Genomic DNA, 15,189 nt, shown 5'->3' on the forward strand with positions numbered 1-15,189 from the left:
CGAACGGGCCACGGACTCCAGGCTCAAGCTGCCGGGCCCAGGGTGTAGGTCGCGCTCGCCGAGTCATATCGCAGCAGTCCCACCTCGCGCAGCGCCTTGGCATAGCGGTGCGCGGTCGCCTTGGTGCTGCCCAGCGCCTCGGTGATCTCGCTCAAGCTGAGCTGAGGGCGGCGGATCGTGAATGCGTTCAGGATCACGGCAGCGCGCTGCACGGTCTGGATCGCGGGCACGGAGTCATCGCTCATGTCGCTTCTTCGCCCCCTCGGGGATCCCAGTGAATAGTGCTCGGGCACGGCTGGTGCAGCAGCAACCCTCGGGTCACAGCGACTCATCCTACCGACGCCACAAGACCATCTCATGACACCGCGCGCGAGTCCAGAGAGTTCACGACGAGTCAACTCACATTACGATCCATTGACCCACGATCCGATACGGCGTTAGAGTGTAACCCGCACCACATCTCACACTCAAGACCGCGATGGAGCCACCGCACCATGACCGACACGAATCAGTTCGATCACCACTCTGCAACAGCAACTGCGGATCCGGTTGGTTACTACGAATCTTTCCGCGACTCCTGCCCCGTCGGCCGCAGCGACGCGCACGACGGCTTCGTGTACATCACTCGCTACGACGACGTGTTCCGCGTGGCCCGCAACGACGAGCCTTTCTCGTCCTCGCGAGCCAGCATGGGCGGCCGCGAAGGCACGGCGATCGTGATTCCCAGCGGACCTGGGCTCGACGACTTCCAGTTCCCGCTCGAGTCGATCCGCCGGACTCGTTCGAGTACCGCAACCTGCTCAACCCGCTGCTCACCGAGCGCGCGGTCGAGAAGATGAAGCCGATGATCAAGGCGCATGCGACCCGCATCGTCGACGAGTTCATCGAGTCCGGCTCGACCGACTTCGTGCGCGACCTCACCAATCCTCTGCCGTCCTGCGTGACGCTCGACTGGCTCGGCTTCCCCGAGGAGGACTGGGCCCGCATCGGCGTGCCCGTCCACCTCATCTTCTCCTCCCTGCCCGGCAGCGAGCGCCTCCAGCGCGGTGGCGAAGGCCTCGCGTACATGGAGAAGCGCATCCGCGAGCTCATCCAGCAGCGCCGAGCCGAGCCGGGCGAGGACGCCCTGAGCTGGCTCGTCCACCAGAAGAAGACCGACGGCACCGAGTTCACCGAGGCAGAGGTCCTGTCGACGATCGGACTGCTCGTCGCCGGCGGCGTCGACACCACGACGTCGTTGACCGGCTCGGTGCTCGTGCACCTCAGCCAAAACCCGGAGCAGCGCCAGAAGCTGCTCGAGGCCCCCGACCTGCTCGAGGCCGCGACCGAGGAGTTCCTGCGCGTCTTCGCCCCGACGACGTCGATGGCACGCACGACGACTGCGGACACCGAGATCTCGGGCTGCCCGGTCAAGGCCGGCGAGCGCATCCTGCTCCCCTGGGTCGCCGCCAACCACGATCCCGAGGTGTTCGCCAACCCGCGTGAGGTCCAGCTGGATCGTGACGCGACCCGCCACCTGGCGTTCGGCACCGGATCGCACCGCTGCCCCGGAAGCCACCTGGCACGAGCGATGTTCCACGAGATGATCAACCAGGTCCTGACCCGCATGCCCGACTACCAGGTCATCGACGAGGGCCTCGTCGGCTACCCGTCGCGCGGCACCGCCAGCGGCTGGGACGTCATTCCCGCGACGTTCACTCCCGGTCAGCGCTCGCAGAACGGATCGCTCGGATCGCTCGGCGTGCCGGCGCGTGCCGAATGGGCCGACCTGACGGTCACCGAGGTCGTCGTCGCCGCAGACGAGGTACTGAAGATCTCGCTGGCCGATCCGAGCGGTGCCGCGGTGTCCGCCTGGAAGCCCGGAGCCCACCTCGAGCTGCGGCTGCCGTCGGGACGTCTGCGCCAGTACTCGCTGTGCGGAGACCCTGCCGACGCCTCGAAGTACACCGTCGCGGTGCTGCGTGAGCCTGCTGGCCGAGGTGGCTCGGTCGAGCTGCACGAGGTCGCCAAGGTCGGTGCCGAGCTGACGGTCCGGCCCCGCAACCACTTCCCGCTGGTCGAGGCCGACAGCGACCTGTTCCTCGCAGGCGGCATCGGCGTGACGCCGATCGTCGCGATGGTGCGTTCGGCCGTCGAGCAGGGCAAGGACGTCACAGTCGTCTACGGCGGCCGGTCACGCGCCTCGATGGCGTTCGTCGACGAGCTGCAGCAGCTGGCACCCGAGCGGGTCATGATCATCCCGCAGGACGAGATCGCCGGACTGCTCGACCTGCGCGGCTTCCTCGGCGGAATCGGCGACGGCACTGCGGTCTACTGCTGCGGCCCGTCGGCGATGATCGCGGCGACCGAGCAGGTCTGCTCAGAGCTCGGCATCGACTCGCGCCTGCACATCGAGCGCTTCACGGCCGGCGACGACTTCGACGTCGTCTTCGACCCGGAGAACAACACCGCATTCGACGTACAGCTCCGCACGCACCGGCGTGACGCTGCACGTCCCGGCCGACAAGCGCATCATCGAGGTGGCTCGCGAGGTGCTTCCCGACCTGTCGTACGACTGCGAGAAGGGCTTCTGCGGTGCGTGCGAGACCCGGGTCATCGCGGGCACGCCGGATCACCACGACTCGATCCTCAGCAAGGAAGAGCGCGAGACCGGCACCTGCATGATGATCTGCGTCAGCCGTACCAAGAGCGACCGCCTGGTGCTCGACCTCTAACCCCCGAGGCGGTGGATCCGCAACGTATCCCCGCCGCGCGGTGGATCTGCAACCGCATTCGACCGAATGCCGTTGCAGATCCACCGCGCCTCATCAGCGAGACCACGAAGTACACACGAGAGGACTGTCCATGCGAACCAGAGGCGCGATCGTGCGCACTGCACCCGGCCCCTACGAGGTCGTCGAGCTAGAGGTGGCCGAGCCCCAGCAGGGCGAGGTCCAGGTCCGCATGGTTGCGGCCGGCTTGTGCCACTCCGACGACCACATCGCCGTCGGCGACTCCGGGGCACCCACCTTCCCCTTCGCGCTGGGCCATGAGGGCGCCGGCGTGGTGCTACCAAGGTCGGCGCAGGAGTCACCGACCTGGTCGAGGGCGATCACGTCGTGATGTCCTTCCTGCCGGCCTGTGGCCGCTGCCGTTGGTGTGCCAGCGGCCAGCAGAACCTGTGTGATGACGGCGGCAAGGTCTGGATGCCGCCCGAGGTCGCGCGCATCACGTTGCCCGACTCCGACGCGGCCATCGGTCAGATGTGCGGCGTCTCGGCGTTCGTCGAGCACACGACGGTCTCGGCTCGTTCGGTCGTCAAGATCTCCCAGGACATCCCGCTCGACAAGGCGTGCCTGGTCGGCTGCGCCGTGGCCACCGGATGGGGGAGCTGCCGTCAACTCTGCGGCAGTCCGTCCGGGCCAGGTCGTCATCGTGATGGGTATCGGCGGAATCGGCATCAGCGCCGTGCAGGGCGCCTTGCACGCCGGAGCCACGACCGTCATCGCGGTCGACCCCGTCGAGTTCAAGCGCGACGAGGCCAAGCGGTTCGGCGCCACCCACTCCTTCGCCACGATGGACGAGGCCGCAGACCTGGCGCGTCAGCTGAGCAACGGCCAGGGCGCCGACTCGGCGATCGTCACGGTCGGCATCGTCAAGCCCGAGCACGTGGGCCAGGCGTTCGCTGCCATCCGCAAGGGTGGAACGGCCGTCGTGACGGGCCTCGGTGGCGGCGGAGATGCCGTGCCGATCGACCTGACGGAGCTCACGCTCTACCAGAAGCGGATCCAGGGCTCCCTCTTCGGCCAGTGCAATCCGACCTCCGACATCGTGTACCTGCTCGACATGTACAAGCTCGGAGCGTTGCGCCTCGACGAGATGATCACGCGCACGTACTCCCTGGACGAGATCGGCCAGGGCTACGAGGACATGCACGCGGGCATCAACCTGCGCGGAGTCGTGCTGTTCGACTGAAGATCCCTGCTTGCCTCGGTGCGCCCCCGGTCGATCGACCGGGGGCGCACTGCTGTCTACGGCGGCGTCGACATCGGGCCGCGGCCCCGGAGTCGGTGGATCCGCAACCTCATCCCGCCGGGCCGGTGGACCTGCAACCTCATTCGTCCGAATGCGGTTGATAAACCACCGCGCCGGGGCGACGAACCACCCAGAAGGTTGCAGAACCACCGCGCCGGAGCGAGCAAGGGGCCTGGAACGGGCGAACCCCCGAGGTGCTGAGGTGCACCTCGGGGGTTCGTCGTCGTTGGCGGCGGGGCCGCCTAGATCGTTCGTTGGAAGGGCTGTCCCAACGCTCGAGGTTCGCGCTTGGAGCTCGCGAACATCAGCATCACGACGATCGCCAGGAGATAAGGCGTCGCGATCAGCAGGTTGCTGTCCAACGTCAGGCCCATCGCCGGCAGGGCCAGGCGCATCGCGTCGGCCAGGCCGAACAGGATGCAGCCCAGGATCGTCCGGCCCAGGCGCCAACCGCCGAAGATCGCCGCGGCGATCACGATGTAGCCGCGACCGTCGGTCATGTTCTGGTTGAACGAGCCGACCTCACCGACGGCCAGGTACGCGCCGCCGAGACCGGCCAGCAGACCGCACCACATCAGGGCCTGGCGACGCCGACGGTTGACGTCGATCCCGGTCAGGTCCGCGCCGATCGGGTCCTCCCCCACGGCCCGCAGCTCGAGGCCCCAGCGGCTGCGCTCGACCAGCCACCACGTCAGCGGCACGATCAGCAGCAACAGGTACATCGGCCATCGGCCCGTGAACAGGGCATCGCCGATCAGTGGGATGTCCGACGACAACGGGATGTCGATCTTGGCGACCTGGTGGCTCGCGAAGGTGTTGATCGCGATGAGGAAGGTCGTCAGTCCCAGGACCAGGGCGTTGAGGACAAGACCCACCACGAAGGTGTTGATGTGGGCGCGGTGCACGAGGTTGCCGTGCACCATCGCGACCACGAGTCCCACCAGGGCACCGGCGAGCAGTCCTGTCGTGGCGCTGCCCGTGGCGCTGGCGGCGGCGACCGCTCCGAATGCTGCGCCCAGCATCATTCCCTCGACCGAGATGTTGATCGCACCGGCGCGATGCGCGAGGTACTCCCCGCACGCGGCGAAGGCCAGCGGCGCCGTCAGGCGCATGCCGCTGGACAGAATCGTGGACAGATCGTCTACCGAGGTCATGCCACAGCCCCTTGGGCGTTGGTTCATGGATGACGGAGGGCGCGACGCGGGCGGGTCGGACCCGCTTGCGGCGATTCTGCGTCAGCTGGGATCAGGGCAGGAGGCACGACGAAGGCCAGGACCAGCAGCGCCTTCATGACGTCGACGAGCGACGACGGGACTCCCGTCGAGGCCAGGAACCCACCACCTGCGCGCAACACTCCGAACAGCAGCGCCACCGGGATTGCGACGAGCGGGTTGGATCGTGCGACCAGCACGATCAGCAGACCGTCCCAGCCGATGCCGTTCGACGTTCCCGGCTGCAGCCGGTTGGTGCTGACGGGGCTGGCGACCAAGATCGCCCCTGCCAGTCCGGCGGTGGCTCCCGACACGGCCAGCGCGACGGCCGAGAGCCGTCCGGTCTTGACGCCGGCATGCTTGGCGGCGATGGGACTCAGGCCCATCATCTTGAGCTGCAGCCCCCACCGCGAGCGCGACACCAGGATCGCGATGCCGACCGCCAGGAGCAGCGCGATGATGAGTCCGCCGTTGATCTGCAGGTTGGGGTACTGCCCGATCGAGTTGACCCGGGCGTCGAGCGGAACCTGGTTCGACTGGCTCTCCACGACGGAGTCGCCGACGCGCGAGGCCTGCAGCCACCAGTCCTTGCTGACGGCGAAGCCGACGACCTGGATCGCAATGAACGTCATCAGCAAGGTGCTGACGACGATGTTGACGCCCCGCAGGCGGTACATCAGCGAGCTCAGGCCGGCCCACAGAGCACCGGCGACGGTGGCCGCGACCAAGGTCGCGATCATCAGCGAGACTCCTGGAAGCGCCAGACGCAGGGCTACCCAGGTGCCGACCAGCGCGCCGATCAGGACCTGGCCTTCCTGGCCGATGTTGAACACGCCGCCACGCATCGAGACACAGGAGCCGATGGCCACCAGCAGCAGCGGCGCGACGTACAGCAGCGTCGTCGACCAGGCGGCCTTCGAGCCCATGCTCCCTGTGTAGAGAGCATCGACGGAGTCGCGGGCCGAGCCGCCGGTCCAGGAGATCAGAGCCAGCGACAATGCCAAGGCGACGAGCACCGAGGCCGCCGTCACCAAGGTCAACCGGATCTGTGCCTTGCTCATCACGATGCTCCTCCCACCATCATGCCGAGACGCTCGGCGGTGACTTCCTCGGCGGGAAGGACTCCGCTGAGGGCTCCCGACGAGATGACGGCGACCCGCGATGCGAGCGTCATGACCTCCTCGAGCTCGGTCGAGATCAGCAGCACACCGATCCCTTCGGCGGCTACCTTGCGGATGCGGCCGTACATGTCTTCGATCGCTCCGATGTCGAGCCCCTGGGTCGGCTGCGCGACGACCATGACGCGCGGCCCGTTGGACAGCGCACGCGCCAGCACCAGACGCTGCTGGTTGCCGCCTGAGAGCCGCCCGACCGGCGCGTCGGCCGACGGCGCCATGATGCTGTACTCGACCATCAGGCGCTCGGCCTTGGCCCGCATCGCCCGGTGGCTCAGCAGGAGCTTTTCCACTGACCTTGTCCAGCGACTTCATCGCGAGGTTCTCCGCGACGCTCATCGCCAGGATGACTCCCGACCGGTGCCGGTCCTCGGGCACGATGCCGATTCCGGCGCGGGTCAGCGCGTCTGCGCGTGACAGGTTGACGGTCTCCCCGTCGACCGCGACGGTTCCCTTGCTCGGCAGCACCAGTCCCGACAGGACGTCTCCCAGGACCGTCTGACCGTTGCCCTCGACGCCGTACAGGCCGACGATCTCACCGGGAGCGACGTCGAGGCTGAACGAGTCGAGCAGGACTGTTCCGTCCGAGACGACAGTCAGGTCACGCAGGCTCAGTGCGGGCACCACGCTCGGGTCGTCTGCGGCAGGCGGGGTCGGTGCGGTCGGCGTCTGGACCGGCAGCACGCCGACTGCCGCAGCATCGGCGAGCAGCGACACGTCGCGGCCGACCATCTGGCGGGCGAGCTCTGATGGGTCGTCTCGGCGGTCGCCTGGTGGAACACGACCCGTCCCTTGCGCAGCACCGTGATGGCGTCGGTCGCCGCCGTGATCTCGGCGAGCTTGTGGCTGATCAGGATCACGGCGCGGTTCTCCGACTGCACCATGCGGCGCAGGACCTCGAAGAGCTCTTCGGACTCTTCCTGGGTCAGCACCGACGTCGGCTCGTCCAGGACCAGGAACTCCGGCTCCCGACGCAGGCACTTGATGAGCTCGACCCGCTGCCGCTCACCGGCCGACAGTGCGTCGACCCGCGCGAGCGGATCGATCGGCAGGCCGTAGCGCTGCGCGACGTGCTCGACCTGCTCGCAGGCGGCCGAGCGGTTGACGGTGCCGACGTCTCCGAGGATGACGTTCTCCCACACCGCCAGGGGCCCGATGAGGCTGAAGTGCTGGTGGACCATGTCGATCCCGTGCTTGCGCGCGTCCTGAGGACTCGCGATGCGGATCTCGGTGCCTTGCCGGCGGATGATGCCCGAGTCGGGCCGTTCCAGACCGAGCAGGATCTTCATGAGCGTGGACTTGCCCGCGCCGTTCTCACCCAGCAGACCGTGGATCTGTCCGGGGTTGATCGACAGATCCACGTTGTCGCTGGCGACGACCTTGCCGTACGCCTTGCTGATTCCACGCAGCGAAGGGCTGGCGCCGGGACCGCTGCTGCGGTCCCGGCGCCCTGCTGCGCGACCTCAGGAACCAAGGCGCTTGACTTCGTCGTCGGCGACGATCTTGCCGGAGCCGATGTCGGACATGAACTGCTCGAAGCTGCTTGTTCTGCTCGTCGGTGCCGTTGCAGAACTTGACGGTCGGGACTTCGTCGACGCCCATCATCCAGGTCTTCTTGGTACCGACCTCCATCTTGCCGTCAGCGAACTGCTGCAGGGCGGCGGTGAGGTAGGAGCCCGGATCGAAGATGACCGAGATGTCGAACTTCGGGTCGGTCGACGCGCAGCGGTCGGTGCCGGGCGTCAGGGTCAGCACGCCGGTCTCGTTGGCGAGGCGGGCAGCGGCGTCTGTCGATCCACCCAGGTACGGGTAGATGACCTTGGCGCCCTGGCGCAGCTGCGCCTGGGTGGCTTCCTTGGCCTTGGCCGAGTCGTTCTGGTCGCCAGCGAAGGAGATCAGGACCTTGGCGTCGGGAAGGACCGAACGGACGCCGGCCTTGAAGGCGACCGATGCGCGCTGCTCGAACTCGACGTCGAGCCCGCCGACGAAGCCGGCGGTGTCGAGGTTCTTGTCCTTCATCAGCATGCCGGCAGCGTGACCTGCGGCCAGGAGGTTCTGGTTGACGCTGTCCTCGGAAAGCAGGATGCGCGGGGTCTGGGCGATATTGCCCTGGGCGGGCACGTACCAGACGGTCTTCTCGCAGGCGGGCTCTTCGGAGGCCGGGATCGCATCGCTGAGCGAGCCGGCGCCCAGGGCGACCATGTCGACCTTCTGGGCGCACAATGCACGGGCGGCGCTCAGCGCGTCGGCGGTGCTGACGTTGCCTCGGGCGATGACCTTCCAGTCCTTGGGCTCGCCGAACCTCTTCGCGCCGTCGACGAAGCTTCTGGAAGTAGCCGCCGTCGTTGATGTCGCCGGGGCTGAGGATGCCGATGACGACCTTGCCGTCTCCGTTGACGTCGGGCTGACCTGCCGGTGCTGAAGCGCTCGCGCCCGGTGCCGGATCGCCGCCGGATGAGTCGGTGCTCGCACATGCTGCAAGCAAGAGCACGGCAACAGAAGCAATGGCCACCTTGGCGGCGCTACCTCGCTGGGAGAGTCTCACTGGATGTGTCCTTTCGGGCTGTTGGGGTCACGCGGGCCTCGAACTGCCTGCCGGGGGGTGACAGCAGCGACGTTCAGTGCACTTGTTGGCGTCTGGACACCGGGCCTGTTGATCTTGCATTGCGAATCGGTAACTCGCAGTACGAGATATGCTGATAGGGCTGACGGAGATTGTCAAGCGTTTTCGTGACTCCGGTCACTCGTGGAGTCGTGAACCCCTGTCGTCGCAGAGGTCGAATCGGCGACCATGGAAGAGGGGGTGCGCTTGCGAGCTGTCGGAACGACAGGACTCGGTCGCGGTAGATTCAGGCGTGACAGCCTGCACGCCAACGAAGTCGCCCACACGTATATTGCGTTGCGAGATTGTATATTGACATGCGTGACGGCGGGGCCAAGAATGGGAACATGACCGATCTCGAGATCCCCAGTTCACAGAACTTCATCGACGGCGAATGGGTCAGCGCCCGGAACAAAGGTGAGCTGGCCGTGCTCGATCCCGCTACCCACGAGGTCCTGCACACCGTGGCACTGGCCGAACCCGCCGACGTTGCAGACGCGGTCGACGCAGCACGCCGCGCGGCACCAGCCTGGGCCGCCACCTCCGCCTCGACCCGCGGGCAGTCCTGCGGCGCTGGGCCGACCTGATCATGGCCCATGTCGAGAGCCTCGCCGCCTGGGAGGCCAAGGACGTCGGCAAGCCCCTCTCGGGCGGCCGGATGAACATGTACATCACCCACAGCATCGTCGACTACTTCTCCGGCGCCGCCGACAAGATGACCGGTGTCACGTTCCCCGACCCGCAGCCCCGACTACATGGGCTACTCGGTCCGTGAGCCCTTCGGCGTGTGCGGCATCATCATCCCCTGGAACGTGCCCGCCGTGCTGGCGGTCAGCAACATGGCGCCGGCCCTCGCAGCAGGCAACACCGTCGTGCTGAAGCCTTCCGAGATCGCTCCCCTGTCGCCGCTCGCACTGGTCGAGCTGGCCCGCCAGGCAGGCTTCCCACCTGGCGTCGTCAACGCCGTCGTCGGCGCCGCCGATGCCGGTGCGGCGCTGACCTCGAACCCGGGAATCGACCACATCAGCTTCGTGGGCTCGACCCAGACCGGCAAGGCCGTCATGCGCGCGGCTGCCGAGAACCTCGTCCCGGTCAAGCTCGAGCTCGGCGGCAAGTCGCCGAACGTGCTGTTCGCCGACGCTGACCTCGACATCGCGATTCCGGGCATCGTCCCGCGCGATCACCGAGAACGCCGGCCAGAACTGCAACGCCGGGTCGCGCCTGCTGATCGAGGAGTCGATCAAGGACGAGGCCCTCGACCGCATCGTCGCGGCCATGAACGCGATCCGGGTCGGCGCGTGGCACGAAGACCTCGACATGGGACCGCTGGTCAGCCAGGCGCAGTTCGACAAGGTCGTCGGCCACCTCGACTCGGCCAAGGTCGAAGGCGCTCGCGCCATCACCGGCGGGCAGGCCCAGGACGGCTGGTTCGTCCAGCCGACCGTCTTCGACCAGGTCGACTCCTCGATGCGCGTCGTGCGCGAAGAGATCTTCGGCCCTGTCCTGACCGTCCAGACCTTTGGCGGACTGCAGCAAGTCACCGAGATGATCAACGACACCAACTTCGGTCTCATGACCGCGGTATGGACCAATGACGTCTCGCTGGCCCTGCGCCTTGCCAAGGACGCCCACGCCGGTCAGGTCACGGTCAACCAGTACGGCGACGCCGGCGCGATCGGCTTCCCGTTCAACATGCAGAAGGACAGCGGTTTCGGCACGGGTGGCTACGACTCGATGGCCGAGTACACGCAGGAGAAGGCAGTCAGCATCAAGCTGCTCGACCGCTGAGCCAGCCAGTCACCCCGACCGATACCGTCGTCTCGTGAGCAGCCCCCACGAACCGACTTCGTCCACCATGCCGTCGACGGCTCGCCCGCTACCGCTGTGGGCCTTCGGCGTCATCGTGGTCGTCTACCTCGCGATCATCCAGCTCGGCGGCATCCTGCTGGAGAAGGTCGGCGACCACGACACGCGAGCTTCACGACCATCGAGGGCCTCGTGTGGGGCATGTGGCTGCCGCTCGGCACCGCGCTCGTGTTCACCTACGCGGTCATCGGCGTCCTCGGCTGGTGGCGTCCGGTCTTCCACGACGGCAAGCCGGTGCGCCGCTGGGTCTGGGCCGTCCCGGTGATCTTCCTCGTCTGCAGCCTGCTCGCGATCGACTACGGCGCCCTGGGCGACAAGACCATCGGCTACATCATCGCGCTGTTCCTCGCCTGCCAGCTCGTCGGCTGGGGCGAGGAGGGCATGTTCCGCGGCATCGGCGTCACGGCCCTGCGTGAGCACGGCCTCACCGAGGGCAAGGTCGCGCTCTGGTCGAGCGTCGTCTTCGGTGCTGTCCACCTGACCAATGCGGTCGGTCACGGTGCGACTGCGGATCCCCAGGCGCTGGCAGTCAGCTTCGCGGGCTACTTCTTCTACCTCACGCGTCGAGTGTCGGGCAGCAACGTGCTCAACTCGATCCTGCACGGGCTGTTCGACTTCTCGCTGCTGACCGGCACGGTCATCCTGGTCGACCAAGAGCCCTACATCGGTTCGGCCGCGGCGATCCTGGCCTACCTGATCGTCGGAGTCCTGGTGCTGGTGCGCCGCCACCGTATCGAACCGGCGACGGCTGCCTGACGCTCAGCGCGCCGACGTAGCCTTCGCGGTGGCCAGGTCGGCTGCGAGCAGGTCGGCGACCTCGGTCAAGCGCGCCGCGAGGGCGGCCTTGTCGTCCTCTGGCACCGAGAACGAGGTACCGATGACCGCCAGTGCGGCGACGATCGAACCATCGCTCAGCACCGGGACCGCGACGGCCCGGACGCCGCTGACCGCGATGAGGTTGTCGGCGACGCCCTCGGCGCGGATCTGTGCCATCTCGTCGGCCAGACCAGGCGAGTCCTCGAGCGCAGCCTTGACGAACGGCTCGGTCTCGGGATCGAGGTAGGCACAGAAGACGCGACCCTGCGCCGAGTGCTCGAAGCTCCAGCCTCGCTCCGGTCCGCACGCTGACCTGGATGACGCTGTCGGCGCTGTCGTCGACGTGCACGACGACCGCGGTGCCGCCGTCCCAGACGCTCAGCACGACCGTCTGGTTGGCTCTCGGACCAGCCGTGGATCAGGGGCGCCGCCATTGCGATGATGGGCATTCCGGCGCGGGCGGCGGCCGACAGGGTCAAGACCTGCGGTCCGAGCGAGAAGAGGGTGTCGCGTTCTGAGTACCGCACGAGCTTGGCCTCGCGCAGCGCCATCGTGTAGCGGTGCGCGGTGGCCTTGGTGCTGCCCAGGCTCTCGGTCAGCTGGTTGAGGGTCAGCCGCGGATTGCTGACGGTGAAGGCCGACAGGATCCGGGCAGCGCGCTGCACGGACTTGATGGTCGGCTGGACCTCGACGGGCACCGGCGACACCTCCTGACCTTCTGCATCCTGGGCAATGACGTCTTCCACTGCGACACCCCTTTGTACACGAACTTTCACGGCTGCGCCTGCTCTCGCGACACTTCTGTGGTCAGAGTCTCAGGATCGACCCCGACCTATACGCAAGCTGCCGAGCGCTGGATCAGCGCTCGGCAGCTTGCACGTGGTGGATCAGAAACGACCCCAGTCGTCGGCGGCGGGCCGCCAGACGTCGATGTTGCGGGGATCGAGGCCCATGCGGCGGGCCCGGTGCGTCTCATGCTCTTCCGGCGTGAAGACCCGGTGCAGGTCGCACAGCCGTAACGCGGGCCGTGGCGCACGTCGTGCATGTAGAACGCGATCGAGGTCGACGCCGAGTGGTTGACCAGGTCGGAGGCGATCGGCACGTTCTTGTACTGCGCCTTGGCCCGACCACGCATGACGTGGTCGAGCTCTTCATCATGAAGCACAGGTGCGCGACGTAGTACTCCTTGTTCTTCTGGATCGCCACGGTGTGGTGGTAGCGGTTCTCGCAGCGCAGGAACGCCGTGACGTCCTCGATGTAGTCCGACGCCATGAACCCCAGGACGTCGCGGTAGAACTCGAGCGTCTCGTCGTACTTCGGCGTCGCGAGGAAGGGGTGCACGCCCCAACGGGCCGGTACTCCAGGAGCGGCGGCTCGGCGTACTCGGTGAACTCGGTGAAGAGCTCGACGATCAGGCCGTTCGGGTCAGCGACGGCGAAGCCCTCTGCGCACAGCTTTCTGCATCTTCTCGTCGAGCTCGATGACCTCGTGGCCCGCTGCCGCCACCCGGCGACGCAGGTCGGCCAGCGTCGCGGCCGACTCGACCGAGTAGCCGACGGCGACCGTCTCGGACTCGGTGCGGTGCGGCTCGTGCAGCAGTCTCGATGTTGTGGTGCGCGATGTCGGCGCGCAGGTAGGCGTGCGCCTCGTCGTGCTGCTCGAGCTGCAGACCCACGTGATAGGTCAAGAACTCGATCGTGTCCTGCATGTCCGGCACGGCGATCCGTGCGTACTGCATGGCCAGGGGTCCCCGGGGGCGTGCAGCCTGCTCGTCTGACATGACTATTTCCTTTCACCGCGCTTGAATGCTGGGCCTGTGTGGCTCGGGCTAGCTGGATGGTCGTGCTGTGTGGTGGTCTAGGTGTACTCGTAAGCTGACGATGACCTGGTGCTTGATGGCCTGCCGCCACCGGTTGGCCACGAACTCCTCGTGGCCGTCGCTGTGCAGGTAGTCGAGCAGATCTTGCTCGTGGGCGAACTCGACGACGAAGGCGTGCGTCATCTTCAGCGTCGTGTTGCGGTTGCTGATGTTCTGCCCGCAGCTCCAGTTCTGCATCGCCGGGTAGTGCGTGGGCAGCTGGTCGAGCTCGTCGAGGATGGCCTGCTCCTGCTCGCCTTCAACGTCGTCGTTGAAGGCGAACAGGACCATGTGCTTGATCATCAGCGACTACAGGATGAAGCTGCAGTCGGGCGCCGGCGGGCATCGACTCGTTGGTCAGGATCGAGCGACGGAGCTGGAACTTCATCTCCCCGTTCTCGATCGCGATGACGTGGTCGTAGCGGCCGACATAGGTGAACGATCCGCCGTCGCGGTAGCGCGAGATGTGGAAGTTCGCCTTGACCTGCAGCGTGCCGTCCTCGCGGTCGAAGACCTGGACGTTGGCGACGACCCGGTTGGTGCGCGAGTGCGGGTTCTCCGCGTGCGCCTTGCGGCTCTTGAGCCGCTGGACGCGGGCCTTGATCAGGTCCCAGTCGTCGGCCACGAAGTAGCCGGCCGAGCCGGTGTCCCAGCCCTGCCAGTCGGTCGTCGGCACCTCGAACTTGGCGCCCTCCTGGAACGTGGCGAGCCAGTCGTCGAGCTTCCACTCGTCGAGCAGCTGAGCGTCCCGGTACATGAAGTCCTCGACCTCGGAGCGGGTCACGATCCAGCAGCCACGGTAGGCACCTTCCTTCTTGGCCTGAGCAATCTCGGTCTGGCCGTCCAGGCTGTCGGCCCAGTAGCGCCAGAAGCCGCGCATCGCGCCTTCGTCGATCGAGCGGCCCTTGCGGCCGGCGACCTCGTTGGCCATGCCACGCGACATGTCGCTCCAGTCGTCGAGCGAGTCGGTGAATCCGGCCGTGGCCTCGATACCGCGCTGGACGGCTTCGTAGGCCTCGATGTCGTCGGGCGTCGCCAGGCCGCCGGGTCCGACGAAGCTCGCCATGGTGCGCAGGCGCAGCTCGCGGACGTTCGCCGGCTCGCCGGTCTCGACGAGCTGCCAGGCCCGCACGTCGGTCTGGCCGGGCGCGACGGGCTCGATCTGACGGATCGTGAGCGCTTCGAGGTCGAACAGCAGCAGGTTGGGGTAGACGAACAGGATGCGGCTCGCGTCGGCGACTTCGTCGGCACGCTCCTGGCCCAGGCGTTCGGCCATCTCGACCCGCTTGGCCTCGGTGCGGGTCTTCTCCTCCTCGCCGAAGCGGGGCTCCCAGATCATGCCGATGCGGCCGTTGTGGCCGGTCAGCACGGCCAGGGCGTGGCCGTTGTCGAGGGTGTAGGCGTACTGGTCGTCGTCATTGACCTGGAAACCGGTCTCACGCAGGTAGCCCACGAAGGTGTTGTGGGTCGGCGCGAAGTGGTAGCCGTCCATCGCGTTCTCGACGGTGAGCTTCCAGTTGCCCTTGACGCTGTAGGCTGGACGCCCGGCAGCGCCTCCATGCCGTCGGCGCCGATCTGCGCCGTCATGCTGATGAAGTTGGCCGCCTCACCCAGGTGCTCCAGCAGCGGGGGGACCTCGGCCGTGAA

Annotated in this window: 18 protein-coding genes and 5 pseudogenes; 10 read left to right on the top strand and 13 right to left on the bottom strand. The window is 67.1% G+C overall.

Going from position 1 to position 15,189, the window contains the following annotated elements; all coding sequences use genetic code 11:
* Window positions 1-23: 23 nt before the first annotated feature.
* The gene (locus ACHMWU_RS05475; RefSeq protein ID WP_396042027.1) at window positions 24-245 is read right to left on the bottom strand and encodes a helix-turn-helix domain-containing protein; all 222 of its coding nucleotides are present in this window, start codon (window positions 243-245) and stop codon (window positions 24-26) included.
* 369 nt (window positions 246-614) lie between these two features.
* On the opposite strand from ACHMWU_RS05475, the gene ACHMWU_RS05480 reads away from it, so the two are divergent.
* The 6 genes and pseudogenes from ACHMWU_RS05480 to ACHMWU_RS05505 all read left to right on the top strand — a co-directional run bounded on the left by ACHMWU_RS05480 (window position 615) and on the right by ACHMWU_RS05505 (window position 3,954).
* Window positions 615-839: a hypothetical protein gene (locus ACHMWU_RS05480; protein ID WP_396042028.1), complete on the top strand. Its 225-nt coding sequence runs from the start codon at window positions 615-617 to the stop codon at window positions 837-839.
* Window positions 840-1,066: 227 nt separating this feature from the next.
* Window positions 1,067-2,320: pseudogene (locus tag ACHMWU_RS05485) on the top strand (cytochrome P450); the annotation flags it as partial.
* Window positions 2,321-2,531: 211 nt separating this feature from the next.
* A complete protein-coding gene (locus ACHMWU_RS05490) occupies window positions 2,532-2,714 on the top strand; it encodes a 2Fe-2S iron-sulfur cluster-binding protein (RefSeq protein WP_396042955.1) in 183 nt (60 codons plus the stop codon).
* A 151-nt stretch (window positions 2,715-2,865) separates the two neighbouring features.
* On the top strand, window positions 2,866-3,102 hold the full coding sequence (locus ACHMWU_RS05495) for an alcohol dehydrogenase catalytic domain-containing protein (protein ID WP_396042029.1): 237 nt from the start codon (window positions 2,866-2,868) through the stop codon (window positions 3,100-3,102).
* Window positions 3,102-3,248 (top strand): annotated as a pseudogene (locus ACHMWU_RS05500) (alcohol dehydrogenase); the annotation flags it as partial. The gene ACHMWU_RS05495 and the pseudogene ACHMWU_RS05500, both read left to right, overlap by 1 nt.
* A gap of 169 nt (window positions 3,249-3,417) precedes the next feature.
* The gene (locus ACHMWU_RS05505) at window positions 3,418-3,954 is read left to right on the top strand and encodes a zinc-binding dehydrogenase (protein ID WP_396042030.1); all 537 of its coding nucleotides are present in this window, start codon (window positions 3,418-3,420) and stop codon (window positions 3,952-3,954) included.
* A gap of 302 nt (window positions 3,955-4,256) precedes the next feature.
* Here ACHMWU_RS05505 and ACHMWU_RS05510 read toward each other — a convergent pair whose 3' ends face one another.
* The 6 genes and pseudogenes from ACHMWU_RS05510 to ACHMWU_RS05535 all read right to left on the bottom strand — a co-directional run bounded on the left by ACHMWU_RS05510 (window position 4,257) and on the right by ACHMWU_RS05535 (window position 8,872).
* Window positions 4,257-5,168: an ABC transporter permease gene (locus ACHMWU_RS05510; protein ID WP_396042031.1), complete on the bottom strand. Its 912-nt coding sequence runs from the start codon at window positions 5,166-5,168 to the stop codon at window positions 4,257-4,259.
* Between the two features lie 23 nt (window positions 5,169-5,191).
* Window positions 5,192-6,286, bottom strand: a complete 1,095-nt coding sequence (locus ACHMWU_RS05515) for an ABC transporter permease (protein ID WP_396042957.1) — start codon at window positions 6,284-6,286, stop codon at window positions 5,192-5,194.
* Window positions 6,286-6,693, bottom strand: coding sequence for an ATP-binding cassette domain-containing protein (locus ACHMWU_RS05520; RefSeq protein ID WP_396042960.1), 408 nt, complete (start codon window positions 6,691-6,693; stop codon window positions 6,286-6,288). Before ACHMWU_RS05520 ends, ACHMWU_RS05515 begins: the two co-directional genes overlap by 1 nt.
* A 28-nt stretch (window positions 6,694-6,721) precedes the next feature.
* Window positions 6,722-7,117: pseudogene (locus ACHMWU_RS05525) on the bottom strand (ATP-binding cassette domain-containing protein); the annotation flags it as partial.
* Window positions 7,012-7,761 carry an ATP-binding cassette domain-containing protein gene (locus ACHMWU_RS05530; protein ID WP_396042032.1) on the bottom strand — a complete coding sequence of 250 codons (750 nt, stop codon included), beginning with the start codon at window positions 7,759-7,761 and terminating at the stop codon, window positions 7,012-7,014. The pseudogene ACHMWU_RS05525 and the gene ACHMWU_RS05530, both read right to left, overlap by 106 nt.
* A complete protein-coding gene (locus tag ACHMWU_RS05535; RefSeq protein ID WP_396042033.1) occupies window positions 7,715-8,872 on the bottom strand; it encodes a BMP family ABC transporter substrate-binding protein in 1,158 nt (385 codons plus the stop codon). Before ACHMWU_RS05535 ends, ACHMWU_RS05530 begins: the two co-directional genes overlap by 47 nt.
* Window positions 8,873-9,349: 477 nt before the next feature.
* Here ACHMWU_RS05535 and ACHMWU_RS05540 point away from each other — a divergent pair.
* The 4 genes and pseudogenes from ACHMWU_RS05540 (at window position 9,350) to ACHMWU_RS05555 (ending at window position 11,624) form a co-directional block, all read left to right on the top strand.
* A pseudogene (locus tag ACHMWU_RS05540) lies at window positions 9,350-9,777 on the top strand (aldehyde dehydrogenase family protein).
* A pseudogene (locus ACHMWU_RS05545) lies at window positions 9,758-10,108 on the top strand (aldehyde dehydrogenase family protein); the annotation flags it as partial. The pseudogenes ACHMWU_RS05540 and ACHMWU_RS05545, both read left to right, overlap by 20 nt.
* 121 nt (window positions 10,109-10,229) lie before the next feature.
* The gene (locus ACHMWU_RS05550; protein ID WP_396042962.1) at window positions 10,230-10,790 is read left to right on the top strand and encodes an aldehyde dehydrogenase family protein; all 561 of its coding nucleotides are present in this window, start codon (window positions 10,230-10,232) and stop codon (window positions 10,788-10,790) included.
* A gap of 219 nt (window positions 10,791-11,009) precedes the next feature.
* The gene (locus tag ACHMWU_RS05555) at window positions 11,010-11,624 is read left to right on the top strand and encodes a type II CAAX prenyl endopeptidase Rce1 family protein (RefSeq protein WP_396042034.1); all 615 of its coding nucleotides are present in this window, start codon (window positions 11,010-11,012) and stop codon (window positions 11,622-11,624) included.
* Window positions 11,625-11,627: 3 nt separating this feature from the next.
* Here the strand turns inward: ACHMWU_RS05555 and ACHMWU_RS05560 are convergent, their stop codons facing one another.
* The 6 genes from ACHMWU_RS05560 to ACHMWU_RS05585 form a co-directional block, all read right to left on the bottom strand.
* Window positions 11,628-11,861 (bottom strand): hypothetical protein, encoded by a 234-nt coding sequence (locus ACHMWU_RS05560; RefSeq protein WP_396042035.1) that lies wholly within the window; start codon window positions 11,859-11,861, stop codon window positions 11,628-11,630.
* Window positions 11,780-12,430, bottom strand: a complete 651-nt coding sequence (locus ACHMWU_RS05565; protein ID WP_396042036.1) for a helix-turn-helix domain-containing protein — start codon at window positions 12,428-12,430, stop codon at window positions 11,780-11,782. The genes ACHMWU_RS05560 and ACHMWU_RS05565 overlap by 82 nt, the downstream gene beginning before the upstream one ends.
* Before the next feature lie 226 nt (window positions 12,431-12,656).
* Window positions 12,657-13,025 carry a VOC family protein gene (locus tag ACHMWU_RS05570; RefSeq protein ID WP_396042037.1) on the bottom strand — a complete coding sequence of 123 codons (369 nt, stop codon included), beginning with the start codon at window positions 13,023-13,025 and terminating at the stop codon, window positions 12,657-12,659.
* Window positions 13,026-13,095: 70 nt separating this feature from the next.
* Entirely contained in the window at window positions 13,096-13,464 is a 369-nt protein-coding gene (locus tag ACHMWU_RS05575; protein ID WP_396042038.1) for a hypothetical protein, read from the bottom strand.
* A gap of 48 nt (window positions 13,465-13,512) precedes the next feature.
* Complete coding sequence (locus ACHMWU_RS05580; protein WP_396042039.1) at window positions 13,513-13,833, bottom strand: Dabb family protein; 321 nt, start codon at window positions 13,831-13,833, stop codon at window positions 13,513-13,515.
* Window positions 13,802-15,034 (bottom strand): aromatic-ring-hydroxylating dioxygenase subunit beta, encoded by a 1,233-nt coding sequence (locus ACHMWU_RS05585; RefSeq protein WP_396042040.1) that lies wholly within the window; start codon window positions 15,032-15,034, stop codon window positions 13,802-13,804. The genes ACHMWU_RS05580 and ACHMWU_RS05585 overlap by 32 nt, the downstream gene beginning before the upstream one ends.
* Between the last annotated feature and the right edge of the window lie 155 nt (window positions 15,035-15,189).

The organism is Aeromicrobium sp. UC242_57 (genome assembly GCF_044452305.1).
In the GTDB taxonomy this organism is placed as follows: domain Bacteria; phylum Actinomycetota; class Actinomycetes; order Propionibacteriales; family Nocardioidaceae; genus Aeromicrobium.

Excerpts from the sequence above, each read along its gene's own strand:
- ACHMWU_RS05475 (WP_396042027.1), bottom strand. The coding sequence starts at position 245 with ATGAGCGATGACTCCGTGCCCGCGATCCAGACCGTGCAGCGCGCTGCC.
- ACHMWU_RS05510 (WP_396042031.1), bottom strand. The coding sequence starts at position 5,168 with ATGACCTCGGTAGACGATCTGTCCACGATTCTGTCCAGCGGCATGCGC.
- ACHMWU_RS05555 (WP_396042034.1), top strand. The coding sequence starts at position 11,010 with ATGTGGCTGCCGCTCGGCACCGCGCTCGTGTTCACCTACGCGGTCATC.
- ACHMWU_RS05585 (WP_396042040.1), bottom strand. The coding sequence starts at position 15,034 with ATGGACGGCTACCACTTCGCGCCGACCCACAACACCTTCGTGGGCTAC.
- ACHMWU_RS05575 (WP_396042038.1), bottom strand. The coding sequence starts at position 13,464 with ATGTCAGACGAGCAGGCTGCACGCCCCCGGGGACCCCTGGCCATGCAG.
- ACHMWU_RS05505 (WP_396042030.1), top strand. The coding sequence starts at position 3,418 with ATGGGTATCGGCGGAATCGGCATCAGCGCCGTGCAGGGCGCCTTGCAC.
- ACHMWU_RS05580 (WP_396042039.1), bottom strand. The coding sequence starts at position 13,833 with ATGGTCCTGTTCGCCTTCAACGACGACGTTGAAGGCGAGCAGGAGCAG.
- ACHMWU_RS05515 (WP_396042957.1), bottom strand. The coding sequence starts at position 6,286 with ATGAGCAAGGCACAGATCCGGTTGACCTTGGTGACGGCGGCCTCGGTG.
- ACHMWU_RS05560 (WP_396042035.1), bottom strand. The coding sequence starts at position 11,861 with ATGGCACAGATCCGCGCCGAGGGCGTCGCCGACAACCTCATCGCGGTC.